This is a genomic window from Candidatus Pantoea soli (assembly GCF_007833795.1).
GTDB lineage: Bacteria > Pseudomonadota > Gammaproteobacteria > Enterobacterales > Enterobacteriaceae > Pantoea > Pantoea soli.
The window spans coordinates 3,282,384-3,298,061 of record NZ_CP032702.1; the positions used below are offsets into that span (position 1 = coordinate 3,282,384).

A 15,678-nucleotide genomic window follows, 5' to 3' on the forward strand; every position below is an offset into this window, starting at 1 on the left:
CCACCTGAAAGTGGAAATCACGCGGGCACGGGTGCGCCAGATCGCAGGATGCACGATGCGTGCAATCACAGGCGTTCAGGCGGGCAAAGCAGAGGTTTTATCGCAGGAGAACGGCGAAGTGTGCGCCGGACAGCGCAGCAGGCAGGCCAGCCCGGCGGCTGGCCTCAGAAATCAGCGGAATTTCTTATGGTTGACGTTGCGAATCTCTTCCAGTTTTTTCGCTTCGGTTTTGGCCTGATCCAGCTTGTTGGCTTTCGCCAGCTGATCGACCACATCAATCTGCGCGATCAGCGAATCAAGACCGGCATGGTAATCTTTGATTTCGGCGCTGTCGGCCGCTTTGCCTTCCAGACGGTCCGGCGTGGATTTTTTGGCATCCTGAGCCGCGGCGCGCATCTTACCGAGGGCAGTCTGCATTTCCTGAGCATTGGTGGTCTTCTTCACCACGCTCAGCCCGTCTTTCAGCGTATCCATATCCTGCTCCAGATCGGCCGCAAAGACGCTGGCAGAGGAGAACAGTAACGACAGAGACAACATGGCAATCAGATGCTTACGCATAACGTGTTCCTTTTAATTATTATCGGGCGAAAAAAAAGCAGCCTCCCGGGCTGCTTTCATCAGACGATGACTTATTGTCCGGCGATCTTCATCTCCGGGAGCAGCACCGAACCGCATTGTATATTGCTGCGTGTTTCAATGTCGTTACCCACCGTTACCATATTGCGCCACATATCGTTAAGGTTACCGGCAATTGTGATCTCGCTCACAGGATATTGAATCTCGCCGTTTTCCACCCAGAAACCGGCGGCACCGCGCGAGTAGTCACCGGTCATGGCGCTGACGCTGGAACCCATCAGCTCTGTCACGATCAGACCGCGTCCCATCTGCTTTACCAGATCGTCAAAGCTGTGGCCCTGACCCGCGATACGCCAGTTATGAATCCCGCCGGCATGGCCGGTACTTTTCAGTCCCAGCTTGCGCGCCGAATAGCTGGTCAGCAGCCAGTTCTGCAGCACGCCGTCTTTAATGATGTCACGCGCTTCAGTGCGCACGCCTTCGCTGTCGAACGGCGTAGAGGCCAGGCCTTTCAGCAGATGCGGCTTCTCTTCAATGCTCAGCCACGACGGGAAAATCTGTTTGCCCAGCGCATCCAGCAGGAAAGTGGATTTGCGATAAACGCTGCTGCCGGCAATCATGCCCACCAAATGGCCAAACAGGCCGGTGGCCACTTCCGGCGCGAACAGCACCGGCGCTTTCATGGTCGGCAGCTTACGCGGCGACAGACGCGCCAGCACGCGGCGGGCACACTCCGCGCCCACCCAGCCGGCGCTCTGCAGATCCGCAATGGAACGACCAATGGTGTAAGCGTAATCGCGCTCCATATCCCCGTTCTGTTCAGCAATGACCGAAGCCGACAGCGAATGGCGGCTGGAGCAGTAGCTCTGCAGCATACCGTGGCTGTTGCCGAAGACTTTAATGCCGACGTGGCTGTTGAAGCTGCCGCCCTCAGTATTGGTAATGCGCGCGTCCGCCTGCAGCGCGGCCTGCTCAGCCTGAGCCGCCAGCTCAATGGCGCGATCGGCGTCGATCTCCCACGGATGGTAGAGATCCAGATCCGGCGCTTCAAAGGCCAGCAGATCGCGGTCCGCCGGCGCGGCGTAAGGATCGGGAGAGGTGTAACGCGCGATATCGATCGCCGCCTGCACGGTGCGCTTAATGGCATCCGGACTGAGATCGGTAGAGGAAGCACTGCCTTTGCGGTTCTGATGATAGACGGTGATACCGAGCGCACCATCGCTGTTGAATTCGACGTTTTCCACTTCGCCGTAGCGGGTACTGACACCGATGCCGGTGGTTTTCGTGACCGCCACTTCTGCTCCATCGGTGCTGGCTTTCGCCAGTTCCAGCGCCTGCGCGACAGCCTGTTCTAACACTTTACGTTGTTCTGCAACCTGAGTAGATACGTTCATCGACCTGCCGTCTAATCTTAAGTATGAATGTAGTGAGTCTATCAGACTCAGAGAACAATTTCGCAGTCGTCCGATAAACTGGTAGGATTAGCCTCTTTTTTTTAGGAGCCAAGATATGACCAGGCAACCCGAAGACTGGCTCGACGATGTGCCCGATAATCAGGAAGAAGATGAAGAGATTATCTGGGTCAGCAAGAGCGAAATTAAACGCGACGCTGAAGAGCTGAAACGCCTTGGTGCCGAGTTAGTAGAGCTGGGGAAAAACTCCCTGGATAAGATCCCACTCGACGAGGATCTGCGTGCCGCCATTGAACTGGCACAGCGCATTAAGATGGAAGGCCGTCGTCGCCAGCTGCAGCTGATCGGCAAGATGCTGCGTCAGCGTGATGAAGAGCCGATCCGCCAGGCGCTGGATAAGCTGAAAAACCGTCACAACCAGCAGGTTGCGCTGTTCCACAAGCTGGAGCAACTGCGCGATCGTCTGATAGAAAAAGGCGATGATGCGGTGGCGGAAGTGCTGAACCTCTATCCGCACGCCGACCGTCAGCAGCTGCGCAGTATGATCCGCAACGCGCAGAAAGAGAAAGCGGCCAGCAAGCCACCGAAATCTGCCCGGCAGATCTTCCAGTATCTGCGCGAGCTGGCCGAGGCGTAACGCCGCCGCCCGCGACTGCCCTCACCCCGAGCGTCTCCCGCAGGCGCGCGAGACGGGATGAGGGCCAGCGCGGCCCTTCCTTTATTACGCTAACCGATCCAGCAGCTTCTGGTGAATACCACCGAAGCCGCCGTTACTCATCACCAGAATCGAATCACCGGGCTGCGCAGCTTTCGCCACCATCTCCACCAGCGTATCAATATCTGCCGTCCAGTGGGCAGGCTGAATGCAGGCCTCGGCCACGTCAGACACCTGCCACGGAATGTGATGCGGCTGGAACAGGAACACTTCATCGGCGCGTCCCAGCGACGGCGCGAGATCGTTTTTGCTGACGCCCATTTTCATGGTGTTTGAGCGCGGCTCCAGCACCGCTAGGATGCGCGCCCGACCGCCGACTTTACTGCGCAGCGCTGCCAGCGTGGCGTGGATCGCCGTCGGATGGTGAGCGAAGTCGTCGTAAACTTTTATGCCATTGACTTCCCCGCGCAGCTCCAGACGACGCCGTGCGTTGATAAAGCTGCTGAGCGCGTCGCCGGCATCGGCCGGGCGCACGCCAACATGCCGGGCGGCAGCCACCGCCATCAGGCCGTTGTGCATGTTGTGTTCACCGACCAGCGACCAGTTCACCTCACCCGCTTTTTCGCCATCCAGCCAGATCTCCCAGCGTGAGGCATCCGGCGTCAGCTTTTTCGCCTGCCAGCGGCCGTTATCGCCGGCGGTCTCCTGCTCGCTCCAGCAGCCCATCGCCATCACCTGTTTGAGATTGTGATCGTGCTCCGGCAGCAGGATGCGGCCCTGGCCCGGCACAATGCGGATCAGGTGATGGAACTGCTTCTGAATGGCGCGCAGATCGTCAAAGATATCGGCGTGATCGAACTCAAGGTTGTTGAGGATCAGCGTACGCGGGCAGTAGTGCACGAACTTGGAACGCTTGTCGAAAAACGCACAGTCATACTCATCCGCTTCAATCACGAAGAATGGACTTTTTCCTAATTTTGCCGAAACGTCGAAGTTTCCCGGTACCCCACCAATAATGAAGCCCGGTTCAAGGCCGCAGGCCTCAAGAATCCACGCTGCCATGCCGGCTGTGGTGGTTTTACCGTGGGTGCCGGCCACCGCCAGCACCCAGCGATCGCGCAGCACGAAATCGTGCAGCCATTGCGGGCCAGACAGGTAAGGAATGTTGCGTTCCAGGACCGCTTCCACACAGGGATTGCCGCGCGTCATGGCGTTACCGATAATCACCAGATCCGGCTGCGGGTCCAGCTGGGCGGCATCATAACCTTCTGTTAATTCAATGCCTTGCTGCTCCAGCAGCGTGCTCATCGGCGGGTAAACGTTGGCATCTGAACCGGTCACTTCGTGTCCCAGCGAGCGCGCCAGCATTGCCAGTCCGCCCATGAAAGTGCCGCAAATCCCAAGGATGTGAATACGCATAAAGAGATCCATTACTCAAAAGTTCGGCGCACAGTGTAACGCCGAGTCAGAAGGGAAGAAACGGATTAGGACTATGGTTTTTGAAGTTCAATCGGCTAAACTGCGTACGCATACGTTGGCAGTTTGTTACAGCTGCTGCCACTCCATCGTAGATTCAGGGAATGTGTTATGAAAACGTTAGGCGAATTCATCGTCGAGAAGCAACACGACTTTCCTCACGCCACAGGTGAACTGACGGCGCTGATTTCTTCCATCAAGCTGGGCGCGAAAATCATCCACCGCGATATTAACAAAGCGGGTCTGGTGGATATTCTGGGTGCCAGCGGCGTGGAAAACGTCCAGGGTGAGCAGCAGATGAAGCTGGACCTCTTCGCTAACGAGAAACTGAAAGCCGCCCTGAAAGCGCGCGGTGTGGTTGCCGGTATTGCTTCAGAAGAAGAAGATGAATTCGTCATCTTTGAAGGATCGGAGAATGGCAAATACGTCGTTTTAATGGATCCCCTGGACGGTTCTTCAAACATCGACGTTAACGTTTCCGTCGGTACCATCTTCTCGATCTACCACCGTATCAGCGAGCCAGGTACGCCCATTACTGAAGCGGATTTCATGCAGCCGGGTCACAAACAGGTGGCGGCCGGTTACGTGGTATACGGTTCCTCTACCATGATGGTGTACACCACCGGCGTGGGCGTGCATGCCTTTACTTACGATCCGTCGCTGGGCGTGTTCTGCCTCAGCCATGAACGCATGACCTTCCCGGAGAAGGGCTATACCTACTCCATCAACGAAGGAAACTACATCCGCTTCCCGCAGGGCGTGAAAAAATACCTGAAGTTCTGTCAGGAAGAGGATGCGTCAACCAAACGTCCTTATACCTCCCGCTACATCGGTTCACTGGTGGCAGATTTCCACCGTAACCTGCTGAAAGGCGGCATCTATCTCTACCCAAGCACCGCCAGCCATCCAAAAGGCAAGCTGCGTCTGCTGTACGAGTGCAATCCGATGGCATTCCTTGCTGAGCAGGCCGGCGGTAAGGCCAGCGACGGTAAAAACCGTATCCTCGATATTCAGCCGGAAACGCTGCATCAGCGCTGCCCGTTCTTCTGCGGTAACGAGTCGATGGTCGATGACGTTGAGCGCTTTATTCGTGAGTATCCGGAAGATCATCAGGCGTAACGCCTGCGCTTCTGCCTTCAGCCCGCCTCAGTGCGGGCTTTTTGTTATCTGGTTGCGGATGCGTACCTGGCGGTTAATCCGCTCGCCATTTTCCGCAAAATAGCGGCTGGGCCAGATCTCCTCCGGGGGAATTCCAATCGCCGCGGCGATCAGCATTTCTCCTTTTGGCCACGGGCGCGCCAGCGCATTCGCTAACGTGGTGGAACATAATCCTGACTGACGCGACACTGCTGCCATCGTTGTGCCCTTCTTGCGCAGCGCGGCAATAATATCCGCAGGATGCCAGTCTTTTTTTGCATTATCCACGCGCACTCTCCTTTGTCCGCTTATCCATTCCAGTAACGATACTACGTTACTCGTAGTATCTGACAAGCGGTAAATCTACGATTCTCGTCGCCATGAAACCGACCTCCTCGCTGCAGCACACGTTCTGCCGACGCCTGAAACAAGCGCGTCTGGCAAAGGGTTTGTCGCAGAAAGCATTGGGTATTGCCGCCGGTATTGAAGAGTTTTCTGCCAGTGCCCGCATCAATCGCTATGAACTGGGCGTGCATAAGCCCGATCTGCTGACGCTGCAGCTGCTGGCGCAGGTGCTGGATGTGCCCGCCGCCTATTTCCTCGCCGAAGATGACCAGCTGGCCGCCATGATCCTGGCGTTTCCGCGCCCGGCTGTCTGAAAGACCGCGTGCGTTGCCGGGCCGCCGCTGCCGGATGCCCGGTTTTTTCCTCACGCCGCCGCCGTTTAGCCCGCCGCGACGCGGAACTGCGCCATAGAGGCCTGCAGCTGCTGTGACTGCGCTTCCAGCGACTGCGTGGCGGCGCTGGCCTGCTCCACCAGTGCCGCGTTCTGCTGGGCGGCTTCATCCATCTGCGTTACCGCCTGGTTAACCTGCTCAATGCCGCGGCTCTGCTCTTCCGATGCGATAGAAATCTCTTTCATCAGGGCGGTAACGCGCATCACTTCACCGGAGATCTCATCCATGGTTTCGCCGGCGCGCGTTGCCATATCGCTGCCCTCCTGCACCCGCGTCTGCGATTCGCTGATGAGCGCACGGATCTCTTTAGCGGCCGTGGCGCTGCGTCCGGCCAGCGTACGGACTTCGTTTGCCACCACGGCGAAGCCGCGGCCCTGCTCACCGGCGCGGGCAGCTTCAACGGAGGCGTTCAGCGCCAGGATATTGGTCTGGAAAGCAATGCCATCAATCACGCCAAGAATGTCGGCAATACGATGGGCGCTTTGCGTAATCTCCTGCATTTTTTCCATGACATAGCTCACCACTTCGGCACCGCGATCGGCGGTATCCGACACGCTGCTGGCCAGCTGATTAGCCTGCTGCGCATTGGTGGCATTGAGACGCACCGTGGCGGTGAGCTGTTCCATGCTGGCCGCCGTCTGCTCCAGCGAAGCGGCCGATTCCTCGGTGCGCTGCGAAAGATGCACCGTGCCCGCGGCCAGCTCGCGGCTGCCCACATCAATCTGCAGGCTGGCTTCGCGCACCTGGCTCACCGAGTGGCGCAGCGCAATCTGCATATCTGCCAGCGCCTGGTTAAGGCGACCAATTTCATTGCGGCCCGGCTCTGGCAGCGGCTGTGACAGATCCCCTGCCGCAATCTGCTCCAGATGTCTGACCGCCTCGTTCAGCGGCGCAATCAGCAGGCGGCGCAGCAGCTGCCAGGACAGCACAATCAGCAGCACGGTCAGCGTCATCGCCACGCCAATCAGAATTTTCATCAGCGTTTCATTGTGCGCCGCTTCGGCCAGACGTGCGGCGGAAACCTGATCGGCATACTGACTGAAATCGTCTACCGCTTTGGAATAGTCCGACGCCAGTTTTGACTGGTTGCCTTCCAGCACCTGGTAATATTCGTCGGTGTACTGACGCTGCAGCGCGGTGATCATCGGGCCAATGCCCTGTTTGTCATAGGCGGCATAGGAGGTTGCGATCGCGTCCGCCAGCGTTTTACCGCGAGTGGTCACGGTGCCCGCCGCAATAAACGCCTTAAACAGCTGGTGCGAGTTCTCGACCGCGGCCTGCGCTTGCTGCGTGATCGCCGCGCCTTCGTCCAGCAGGCCAATTTCAATTTTCCGCACCGCCAGTGCGGCGTTGGCGCGTGCACGCATCATCTCTGAGCGACTCTGATACAGCTTGTTCAGCTCAATGCCCTGAATGCGGTTAATGGTATCCAGCGACTGATTGCCGGCGTTAATGGCATAAATGCCCATACCGCTGACCAGCAACAGCAGCAGCGTCATAAAAGTCAGTAAAGCGCGTATCCCATTCCGTACCGATAACTGTTTGATCATGATAATTCCCGTGTGCTTTAAAAAAGGGAGAATCCTGTAACCCTGAAACGGTGAGATTATCGGCAGTGACAGAGGGAAACTTTACCTGACGTTGATGGTCAATGCGTTGACAATCGCGTACGCTTCAGCGCGATGCATGTTTACGCTAACGGAATAAAAGGAATCAGAGGATGAAAAAATGGCTGCCGGTTGCCGCCCTGTTCGCCAGCTCACTGGCGCTGGCGCAGCAACACCCTATCGATCAACAGCTGCAGCAGTGCCTGGACAGAGAATCCAGCACGGCGGGCATGTCGCAGTGTTACAGCACCGCCACGCAAGCCTGGGATAAAGAGATGAACGCGCAGTACACCGGGCTAATGAAAACGTTAACCGGTGAACCCAAAGACAAACTGCGGCAGGCCCAGCGCGCCTGGCTGACTTATCGCGACAGCTGGCGCGATGCCAGCGTCAGCTATTTTAGCCGTACGCAGGGCAGCGTGGCGGCACTGAATATTGGCGCCGGGCAGGTCAGCCTGGTACGTAATCAGGCGCTGACGTTGCAATCTCTGCGCAAAGGCGGTTGCACCAATCCGGATGATTGTTGATAAATGAGGGCGTGAAAAACGCTTCGCGCTGATCATCATCAGCGCGCTCATAATTAACGGAGAAACCATGGCTGCTTATGCCTCAACCCTGATTCTGGTCTGCCTCGCCCTCCTCAGCTACTTCGTCCATAACAGCGCGGTAACCATTTCCATTCTGATCCTGCTGGCAATTAAGCTGACCCCGCTGGCGCAGTTCTTCCCGTACGTGGAAAAACAGGGGATTCAGATTGGCATTATTATTCTTACCGTTGCGGTGATGGCCCCGCTGGCCAGCGGCACGCTGCCGGCCTCGTCCCTGCTGAAGTCCTTCGCTAACTGGCAGTCCATCGTGGCCATTGTGGTTGGGGTGTTTGTCGCCTGGCTGGGTGGGCGCGGCGTCAGTTTTATGAGCGTACAGCCTTCGGTAATTGGCGGCCTGCTGATTGGTACGGTGATTGGCGTTGCCTTCTTTCGCGGGGTACCGGTCGGACCGCTGATTGCCGCCGGGATCGTCTCGCTGTTTGTCACGGCTAAGTAGCCATCTGGAGCATTCCGAAACGCCAAAAAGGGGGCATACTTTCGGAGTCAGTTGGCTATAATAGCCGTCACTCAACTTATGACTAATGAAGGAAAGCCAGATGAGTTTGAACCAGGTGCCTGCAGGTAAAGAACTGCCAGAAGATATCTATGTCGTGATCGAGATTCCGGCCAACGCCGATCCGATCAAATATGAAGTGGACAAAGAGTCTGGTGCCCTGTTTGTAGACCGTTTCATGTCTACCGCCATGTTCTACCCGTGCAACTACGGTTACATCAACCACACCCTGTCGCTGGACGGTGACCCGGTTGACGTTCTGGTCCCGACCCCGTATCCGCTGCAGCCAGGCTCAGTGATTCGCTGCCGTCCGGTTGGCGTGCTGAAAATGACTGACGAGTCTGGTGAAGATGCCAAGCTGGTTGCCGTTCCGCACACCAAGCTGAGCAAAGAGTACGATCACATCAAAGATGTGAACGACCTGCCAGAACTGCTGAAAGCGCAGATCACCCACTTCTTCGAGCACTACAAAGATCTGGAAAAAGGCAAATGGGTGAAGGTTGACGGCTGGGATAACGCAGAAGCGGCCAAAGCTGAAATCATCTCCTCCTTCGAGCGCGCTCAGAAGAAATAAGCCGCTTTCCGGCGGCGGCCTGGCGATCCTGTCGGGCTGCGTATGCCGGGGTGACAGGCTGATAAAAAAACACCGCCTTTTGGGCGGTGTTTTTATTTATGTTTCTGTTTCGTTATCGCGCATCAGCCAGTCGCCGCTGGCGATGCGGGTGCGTCCGGCAACGGAACGCTGATAAACATACAGCCACGCGCTGCCGTAAGGCGTCTGGATAAGCTGTCGCTTATATTCGCCGTTCTTGCTGCGCAAAGCATCCAGCTCGCCGAGGGTGCTGGCATCAATGCGATAAACCTCGCAGTAGACGGTGCCTTCACCTTCGATAACGCCCGGATAGTGACCCAGATTGTAGAGTTCAAACCCCTCAATCTGATGGTCGCCGAGCCATTGCGCATTGGTCATCCAATGACTATTTCCCTGTTTGCGCCGTAAACTGCCGTAGACAATTATTCGCATTGCTAAAACTCAAACTGATAGAGCAAATCCAGTGCCTGATCGAGACCTGACACGGCTTCCAAATAGAGCTTGGGCATCAGGCGATAACGCAGGGTGAGCGTCGCCAGTGAATCAAATATGCCAACACCGTATTTCACCTGCAGACCCGGCAGTACATAACCACTCACCTGCACCTGCTGACTGTCGCCCACACCCGTGGTATCAAGCGCAAGGTTACTGACGCCAAACGTCTCGCCGATTTTACCCATAACCTGACCACTTTGTGCAACCCCCAGACCCACCAGCGCCGACGTTAACGCGTTGCTGTCTCCGTCGCTGCTGAGTCCCTGACCGCGTAACAGGTACGATAACGCTTCCTGCTGGGACATCGCCGGATCGGAGAACACCTCCGCTTTGGTTTCGTCAGCCAGCCCGGTAACGCGCAGCCCGGCCGTGACGCCATCCTCGGTGGCGTCCGGATTACGGATCGCTTCCAGGTTAACGTACGGCTGGTCCGGCGGACCGGCGAATTGCAGCTCGCCCTTACGCACAATCAGATCCTGACCATACGCATGGAAGCGGCCGGAGGGAATATTGATTTGTCCGTTTAATCCCAGACCGGTTTTGTCCTGCACCAGTTTGAGATCGCCATTCAGGCGCGCTTTCAGGCCAAAGGCAGAGAGCCGTACATCGTTGCCGACGTGGATGATCAGGTTGCTGTTGATCGGGACGGCAGCGGTCTTCGGCTTAATCGGCTTCAGATTTTCGTCCAGCATCACTTCGTCAGAGGAGACGCCCGTCGCGCTTTCCGGCACTTCCTGCACGGTGATACGCGCCCACGGAATATCCACTTTGCCGTCGAGATTGAAGGCGGCCGGGGTCGCTTCGAAGACCAGATCCGGTGATACATCCATGCGCACCATCGGCGGCACCGTGACGCGGATGCGGCTGCCCTGAGCGGTGACGCGCGCGCGCCAGTTGTTCAGCTGGCTCCAGTCAGCGTTGCCGCCAAGGTTGAGATTGCCCTGCTGCGTCTGAATCAGGCCATTCAGTGTCGAGCTCATCCCATTGAACACCAGGTTGAGGTTAGCGGAGGTCAGCGTCACCGGCATAAAGCTTGCCTGCGCATTCACCTCGCTCAGCCCCAGCTGACCAAACACCTGCGGCTGCTGCAGCGAACCGCCCAGACGCAGGTTACTGTTCAGACGGCCCTGCACCTTCTCGCCCTGCGACAGCGCCGGGTTGAGCATCGCCAGAGAGATATCGCGGATCCCGATGGTGCCCGACAGCTGGCGGCGGTTCTGCGGGTCAGCAATCTGTACGTTGCCGCTCAGCTGGCCGTTATTGACGATGTGAATCAGCCAGTCGAGCTGGGCGCGCCCGTTGCGCAGCGCCGCGTTCAGATTCAGCGTGTCAAACGCAACCGGCAGCGTATTGCCCTGTACGTTCTGCTGCACTTTTACACCGTTACCCTTGAGCGACACGGCGCCTTCCGGCAGGCCGCCATCCGCCTTCCAGCTGACGCGCGCATCGCCGCTGAATACGCCGCTGAGCCGGGTGGCATCGGGGAGGAACGGTTTCACCATCGCCAGATCAAAGCGGTTGAGCACCACATGCGCATGACCGGATGGGCCCGCTTCAATCGGCTCCGGGACACACAGCTGCGCGTTCGGGTTCTGCCAGCAGTGCGGACCAAGGGTGGCCGTCTGCCGGCTATTGAGGTAATCAATCGCCATGGCGCGCGTCAGGCGCCATTCACCTGCCGGCGTATCGAAGCGCGTATTATTCAGCGTGCCCTGCCAGCGCTGCGTCTGGCGATCAAAACTGCCGCTGAGCGCCAGCTGACCGGAGACCGGATCGCCCTGCACGTTCAGTTTCAGCTGATGCTGTTTCTCGTTGCCGTCAGCGTTGAGCGTCAGCAGGCTGACTTTCAGCGCATCCTGCTGCAGTTGTTCCACGCGCAGCTGCAGCTTACCGGCCACCTGATCGCTGGATTTCACGTCGCTCTGCAGCATAACGCGGCGGATTTGCAGCTGCTGCCAGCGCAGACCGCTGGCGGTAAGATCGGCCAGCAGCTGCGGTGCCTGCAGCGTGCCGCGCGCTTTGAGCGTCCCTTTTGCCACGCCGCCCAGACCGGGCAGCGCATTGTCCAGATGCGGCGCATCAATGCTGGCATCCAGATTAAGCGCATCGCCCAGGTCACCTTTGACGTCAATCTGGTTGCGGCCCAGCGCGAGGTTGATACCGGGAATATGCCACTGGTTATAGCTGTTGCCGGTCAGGGAGCCGTGTGCGCTGACGGCGTTCTGCTTCACGTTGCCTTTCAGTTCCAGCTGCGGCACGCTGAGCTGCCAGCTGCCGCCATACAGGCTGCCGCGCGTAGCTATTTTGCCGTCCAGCTTCGCCGGCCAGTCCGGGTATTGCTTCGCGGTGTTGATGCCCGCCAGCGTCAGCTCACTGCGCCAGCTGATGGCTTTACTCCAGTCCACCAGCGCGGTGAGATCGGCGTGCCCCTGCAAGGCCGCTATGCGCAGCTTATCAAGGCTGAACTGCTGCACATTTCCTTTGCCGTCCAGCGTCAGGGTGGCAGGCGGTACGGACTCGCCTTTCACCGCCGTGCGCAGCGTCATCACGTAGTCCGTCGCTTTGCCTTTGAACTGATAATCCAGATCGTCAGCCTGATACTGCACCGGGCCGGCCAGTGGCCAGCGCAGCTGTGGGCTGGTCAGCGCCAGCGACAGCGGCAGACCGGCCACCGCAGGCTGCGCTGCCGCCGCCAGCCGGGCACGTACCGGGCCGGAGAGATTCAGATCCAGCTTCAGCGTATCGCGCATCGCGCCGCTGAGGTTAAGTTTGATCTTCTCGCCTTTGATCGGCTCCACGTTAAGCGTGCCGTTCAGCACCATGCTCACCGGCCAGTTGTCGGCCAGCTGCGCTTCACCGCTGGCATTCAGCTGTCCCTGCGGCGAATCCACGTCAAAGGTTTGCAGCTGCAGATGGCGATCGGTGGTTTGCGCCTTCACCTGCAGGCGCGTCAGCGTAATATCGGTATCGCCGGTCACACGCAGCTGTTCGCCCAGCAGATCCTGCACGGTGATATCCAGCGGCAGACGGAAATCCGGCAGCGCCGGCAGCAGCGGCTGGGCAAACATCGCCTGCAGCGTTTCACCCAGCGGCTTCTCTTCCGGCTGCGGTTGCTGCACTTTCGGCTGCACCACCTGCTCTTCTGCCACTTTGGCCGCTTTCGGCAGCGCGATCAGCAGGCTCTGGATATGCGTGGGCGTCAGCGTCAGCGCGCGATCCTGCCACTGCAGACCGCTGGTAAAATCGCCCAGCGCGATTGCCGTATCATCGACCTTCACGCTAATGTTATGCAGTCCGACATGGCGCAGGGTAATGGGATAGGGCGTGCTGAGATTCGTGCTGCCGCTCTCCTCTTCCGGCGGCGGCGTGGACGGCGTCATTTTTTTGCTGTCCACCACCACGCTGACATCCTGCAGCGCCAGGTCGTTCACGCAGACCGCCGAGTGCAGCAGGCAGTTGAGGTTCAGCGCCAGATGGAAGCGCCCGGCATCCACGCTGACGCCCGGCATTTCATATTTCACTCCGCTCAGGGTGAGATCGCGCCAGCCCCCTTCAACCTTGCCGATGGCCAGGCCGGGCACCCAGCGATCGGCCCCCTTCAGCAGCAGATGCAGGCCTGGCGTTGTGCCAATCAGAAACGCCACGCTGCCGATCAGCAGCACCAGAAAAATCACGACACCTGTAAGGACCTTTTTCCACAACTTCATAGTTCAGGCCCCAGTCCGACATAAAATTGCAACCCGTGCTCCTTGTCATCGCCAATCGGCCGCGCGATATCGAACTTGATGGGTCCGACCGGTGAAGCCCAGCGCACGCCTACACCCGCGCCGGTTTTAAAATTACTTTGTTTGATGTCATTTACCGCTTCGCCGGAATCTACAAACACCGCGCCCCACCATTTGCCGGTGACGTTGTACTGATACTCCAGCGAGCCGGTCGCCATTTTGGACGCGCCGGTCAGCTTGCCGTCTTCGTCGCGTGGCGACACATCTTTATATTTGTAGCCGCGAATACTGCGGTCGCCCCCGGCGAAGAAACGCAGGTCCGGCGGCACTTTTTCGAAGTTGTTGGTTTCGATCCAGCCCAGCGTACCGCGGGCCACAAAGCGGTGTTTATCGGCCAGCGTGCGGATCCAGACGTTCTGCGCCTGCAGGATCAGGAAATCGACGTCGGAACCCCAGGTGGTGTCAGAGACATCCACTGAATAGCGCTGCGAATCGCCCCATGTTGGCATCAGACCGCCGCGGGAACGGGTGCGGTTCAGGCTGACGCCCGGATAGAGCAGCATGGTGGTATTGGTTACGCTGCCCTGAGTAAAGTGATCGAGGCTCCACTTGAGGTTAACGGCACGCTGCCAGCCGGAGCTGCTGTCCCAGTTACGCGCCACGCCCAGCGTGGTGGTATCGGATTTGGTGTCGTTGAGATCGGTGCGCTTCAGGCCACCGGAGAAGGTGTAGTACTGCTCCAGGGGATTTTTCAGCAGCGGGATTTTATAACCGAAGTCCAGCTGCTGTTCCGGCGCAGAAATATAGGCGCTGGAGGTCAGGCTGTGGCCGCTGTCGTTAATCCACGGCTTTTTCCAGGTGCCTTTCAGGCGCGGGCCGACATCGGTGGAGTAACCAATACCGGTTTCGATGGTGTTTTCCACCCGCGGTGACACTGCCGCGCTAAGCGGCAGAACTTTGGTGGCGCGGCCTTTATCAAACTCCGGCGCCACGACCACGGAGTTAAACCAGCCGGTAGCCGACAGGCGGCGGTTCAGTTCAGCCAGATCGCGTGAGCTGTAAGGATCGCCCTGTTTAAACGGCACAAGATTACGCAGATAGGCTTCGTTGATTTGGGAGCCAACAAAACTGACGTCACCGAAACGGTAACGCGGGCCGCTGTCGTAATCGATATCCCAGAACGCTTCGCGCCGCTCAACCGAGACGCCCAGCTGGCTCTGCTTAAATTCGCCATCAAAATAGCCGTTACGCAGCGCGAGGTTGGAAAAACCACTTTTGAATTTATCGTAAGCGCCGTGATTAAGCTGGGAGCCCACTTTCGGCGTGCCCTGTTTCACCCAGGCTTTATAGTCGGGATCGTCTTTCGCAGCGCCTTCCACCACGATACTGCTGCCGCCAATTTTCACCGGCTCACCCGCGCTGACATGGGCAATCAGTACCGGGCGGCCGCCCTGGGGCGGTGCCGGACGCGATTCAAAGTCGATCTGTGGTTCGTAGTAACCCAGCGCGCGCAGGCCTTCTTTGATCGCTTCGGCAACGCGTGCCTGGAAGCGGCCATCGTTTGACACCTCGTCGCTGCCAATTGTCGACAAGCGCGCGCGGACGTTTTTCTGTAAATCCCCGGTAAGGCCCTCAAGTTGCAGGCGCACTTTTGCCGCCTCAACGGCAGGTGCAGCAAGCAGCAGGCTGGCCAGACAATAAGCATGAAATCGCGGCACGCGTACTCCTGTTCATAATGCCTGCCCCCATTCCGCAGGGGCATAAAATCTGGTGTAAAGGGTATCACCACGACGTGCGTACCCATCAGCATAGCCGCTCTTTTCTGCGAGCGGCTGCGTAAAACTGACACTAAGCCAAATCGGCCACCATTGTCGGCAAATAGGCGGAACGATACAACCGCGACGCTGCGCTTCTGCTGGCGCCGCTTGCCCACTCGGATTAATCCTGGCCGGAACATCGCGCCTCTGGCGGCAGGATAAGCGCTGCTGCTATAATCAGCGACCAGCAGGCTTCGCCTGCATTCATTTCTGCCCCGACGTTAACGTAACCTTGTCGAATTGGCGCAGACATTTTTGGCACGGATAGCCCTGTTTGACTGGTGAGTACCGGAAGTACGCCCTCTTCGCGCTGCCCAGGCCAAAAATGACAAGTTATTAACCCAACGG

At 58.1% G+C, this 15,678-nt stretch carries 14 protein-coding genes; 6 read left to right on the top strand and 8 right to left on the bottom strand.

Annotation, left to right across the window (positions count from 1 at the left end; genetic code table 11):
• Positions 1-171: 171 nt before the first annotated feature.
• Together cybC and pmbA are read right to left on the bottom strand one after the other, a co-directional pair.
• On the bottom strand, positions 172-558 hold the full coding sequence (gene cybC, locus D8B20_RS15120; protein ID WP_145889622.1) for a cytochrome b562: 387 nt from the start codon (positions 556-558) through the stop codon (positions 172-174).
• A gap of 71 nt (positions 559-629) precedes the next feature.
• A complete protein-coding gene (gene pmbA / locus D8B20_RS15125; protein ID WP_145889623.1) occupies positions 630-1,970 on the bottom strand; it encodes a metalloprotease PmbA in 1,341 nt (446 codons plus the stop codon).
• 115 nt (positions 1,971-2,085) lie between these two features.
• Between pmbA and yjgA the strand changes: the two genes are divergently transcribed.
• Positions 2,086-2,625, top strand: a complete 540-nt coding sequence (gene yjgA, locus D8B20_RS15130) for a ribosome biogenesis factor YjgA (protein ID WP_145889624.1) — start codon at positions 2,086-2,088, stop codon at positions 2,623-2,625.
• A gap of 84 nt (positions 2,626-2,709) precedes the next feature.
• On the opposite strand, the gene mpl is transcribed toward yjgA, so the two are convergent.
• Positions 2,710-4,062: a UDP-N-acetylmuramate:L-alanyl-gamma-D-glutamyl-meso-diaminopimelate ligase gene (gene mpl / locus D8B20_RS15135; protein WP_145889625.1), complete on the bottom strand. Its 1,353-nt coding sequence runs from the start codon at positions 4,060-4,062 to the stop codon at positions 2,710-2,712.
• A gap of 168 nt (positions 4,063-4,230) precedes the next feature.
• On the opposite strand from mpl, the gene fbp reads away from it, so the two are divergent.
• On the top strand, positions 4,231-5,238 hold the full coding sequence (gene fbp / locus D8B20_RS15140; RefSeq protein WP_145889626.1) for a class 1 fructose-bisphosphatase: 1,008 nt from the start codon (positions 4,231-4,233) through the stop codon (positions 5,236-5,238).
• 27 nt (positions 5,239-5,265) lie between these two features.
• Here fbp and D8B20_RS15145 read toward each other — a convergent pair whose 3' ends face one another.
• Positions 5,266-5,544 (bottom strand): helix-turn-helix domain-containing protein, encoded by a 279-nt coding sequence (locus tag D8B20_RS15145; protein ID WP_145889627.1) that lies wholly within the window; start codon positions 5,542-5,544, stop codon positions 5,266-5,268.
• A 92-nt stretch (positions 5,545-5,636) separates the two neighbouring features.
• On the opposite strand from D8B20_RS15145, the gene D8B20_RS15150 reads away from it, so the two are divergent.
• Positions 5,637-5,915, top strand: coding sequence for a helix-turn-helix domain-containing protein (locus tag D8B20_RS15150; RefSeq protein WP_145889628.1), 279 nt, complete (start codon positions 5,637-5,639; stop codon positions 5,913-5,915).
• A 65-nt stretch (positions 5,916-5,980) separates the two neighbouring features.
• Here the strand turns inward: D8B20_RS15150 and D8B20_RS15155 are convergent, their stop codons facing one another.
• The gene (locus tag D8B20_RS15155; protein WP_145890624.1) at positions 5,981-7,540 is read right to left on the bottom strand and encodes a methyl-accepting chemotaxis protein; all 1,560 of its coding nucleotides are present in this window, start codon (positions 7,538-7,540) and stop codon (positions 5,981-5,983) included.
• Between the two features lie 173 nt (positions 7,541-7,713).
• On the opposite strand from D8B20_RS15155, the gene D8B20_RS15160 reads away from it, so the two are divergent.
• The 3 genes from D8B20_RS15160 (at position 7,714) to ppa (ending at position 9,275) form a co-directional block, all read left to right on the top strand.
• A complete protein-coding gene (locus tag D8B20_RS15160; protein ID WP_145889629.1) occupies positions 7,714-8,127 on the top strand; it encodes a lysozyme inhibitor LprI family protein in 414 nt (137 codons plus the stop codon).
• 67 nt (positions 8,128-8,194) lie between these two features.
• Complete coding sequence (locus tag D8B20_RS15165) at positions 8,195-8,644, top strand: DUF441 domain-containing protein (RefSeq protein ID WP_145889630.1); 450 nt, start codon at positions 8,195-8,197, stop codon at positions 8,642-8,644.
• Between the two features lie 100 nt (positions 8,645-8,744).
• Entirely contained in the window at positions 8,745-9,275 is a 531-nt protein-coding gene (gene ppa, locus D8B20_RS15170; protein ID WP_145889631.1) for an inorganic diphosphatase, read from the top strand.
• A gap of 96 nt (positions 9,276-9,371) precedes the next feature.
• On the opposite strand, the gene D8B20_RS15175 is transcribed toward ppa, so the two are convergent.
• From D8B20_RS15175 to tamA, 3 genes are read right to left on the bottom strand one after another with little or no spacing between them, the layout of a single operon-like run.
• On the bottom strand, positions 9,372-9,725 hold the full coding sequence (locus D8B20_RS15175) for a gamma-glutamylcyclotransferase family protein (protein ID WP_145889632.1): 354 nt from the start codon (positions 9,723-9,725) through the stop codon (positions 9,372-9,374).
• A gap of 2 nt (positions 9,726-9,727) precedes the next feature.
• Complete coding sequence (gene tamB, locus D8B20_RS15180; protein WP_145889633.1) at positions 9,728-13,495, bottom strand: autotransporter assembly complex protein TamB; 3,768 nt, start codon at positions 13,493-13,495, stop codon at positions 9,728-9,730.
• Positions 13,492-15,231, bottom strand: a complete 1,740-nt coding sequence (gene tamA / locus D8B20_RS15185; protein ID WP_145889634.1) for an autotransporter assembly complex protein TamA — start codon at positions 15,229-15,231, stop codon at positions 13,492-13,494. The genes tamB and tamA overlap by 4 nt, the downstream gene beginning before the upstream one ends.
• Positions 15,232-15,678: the final 447 nt, after the last annotated feature.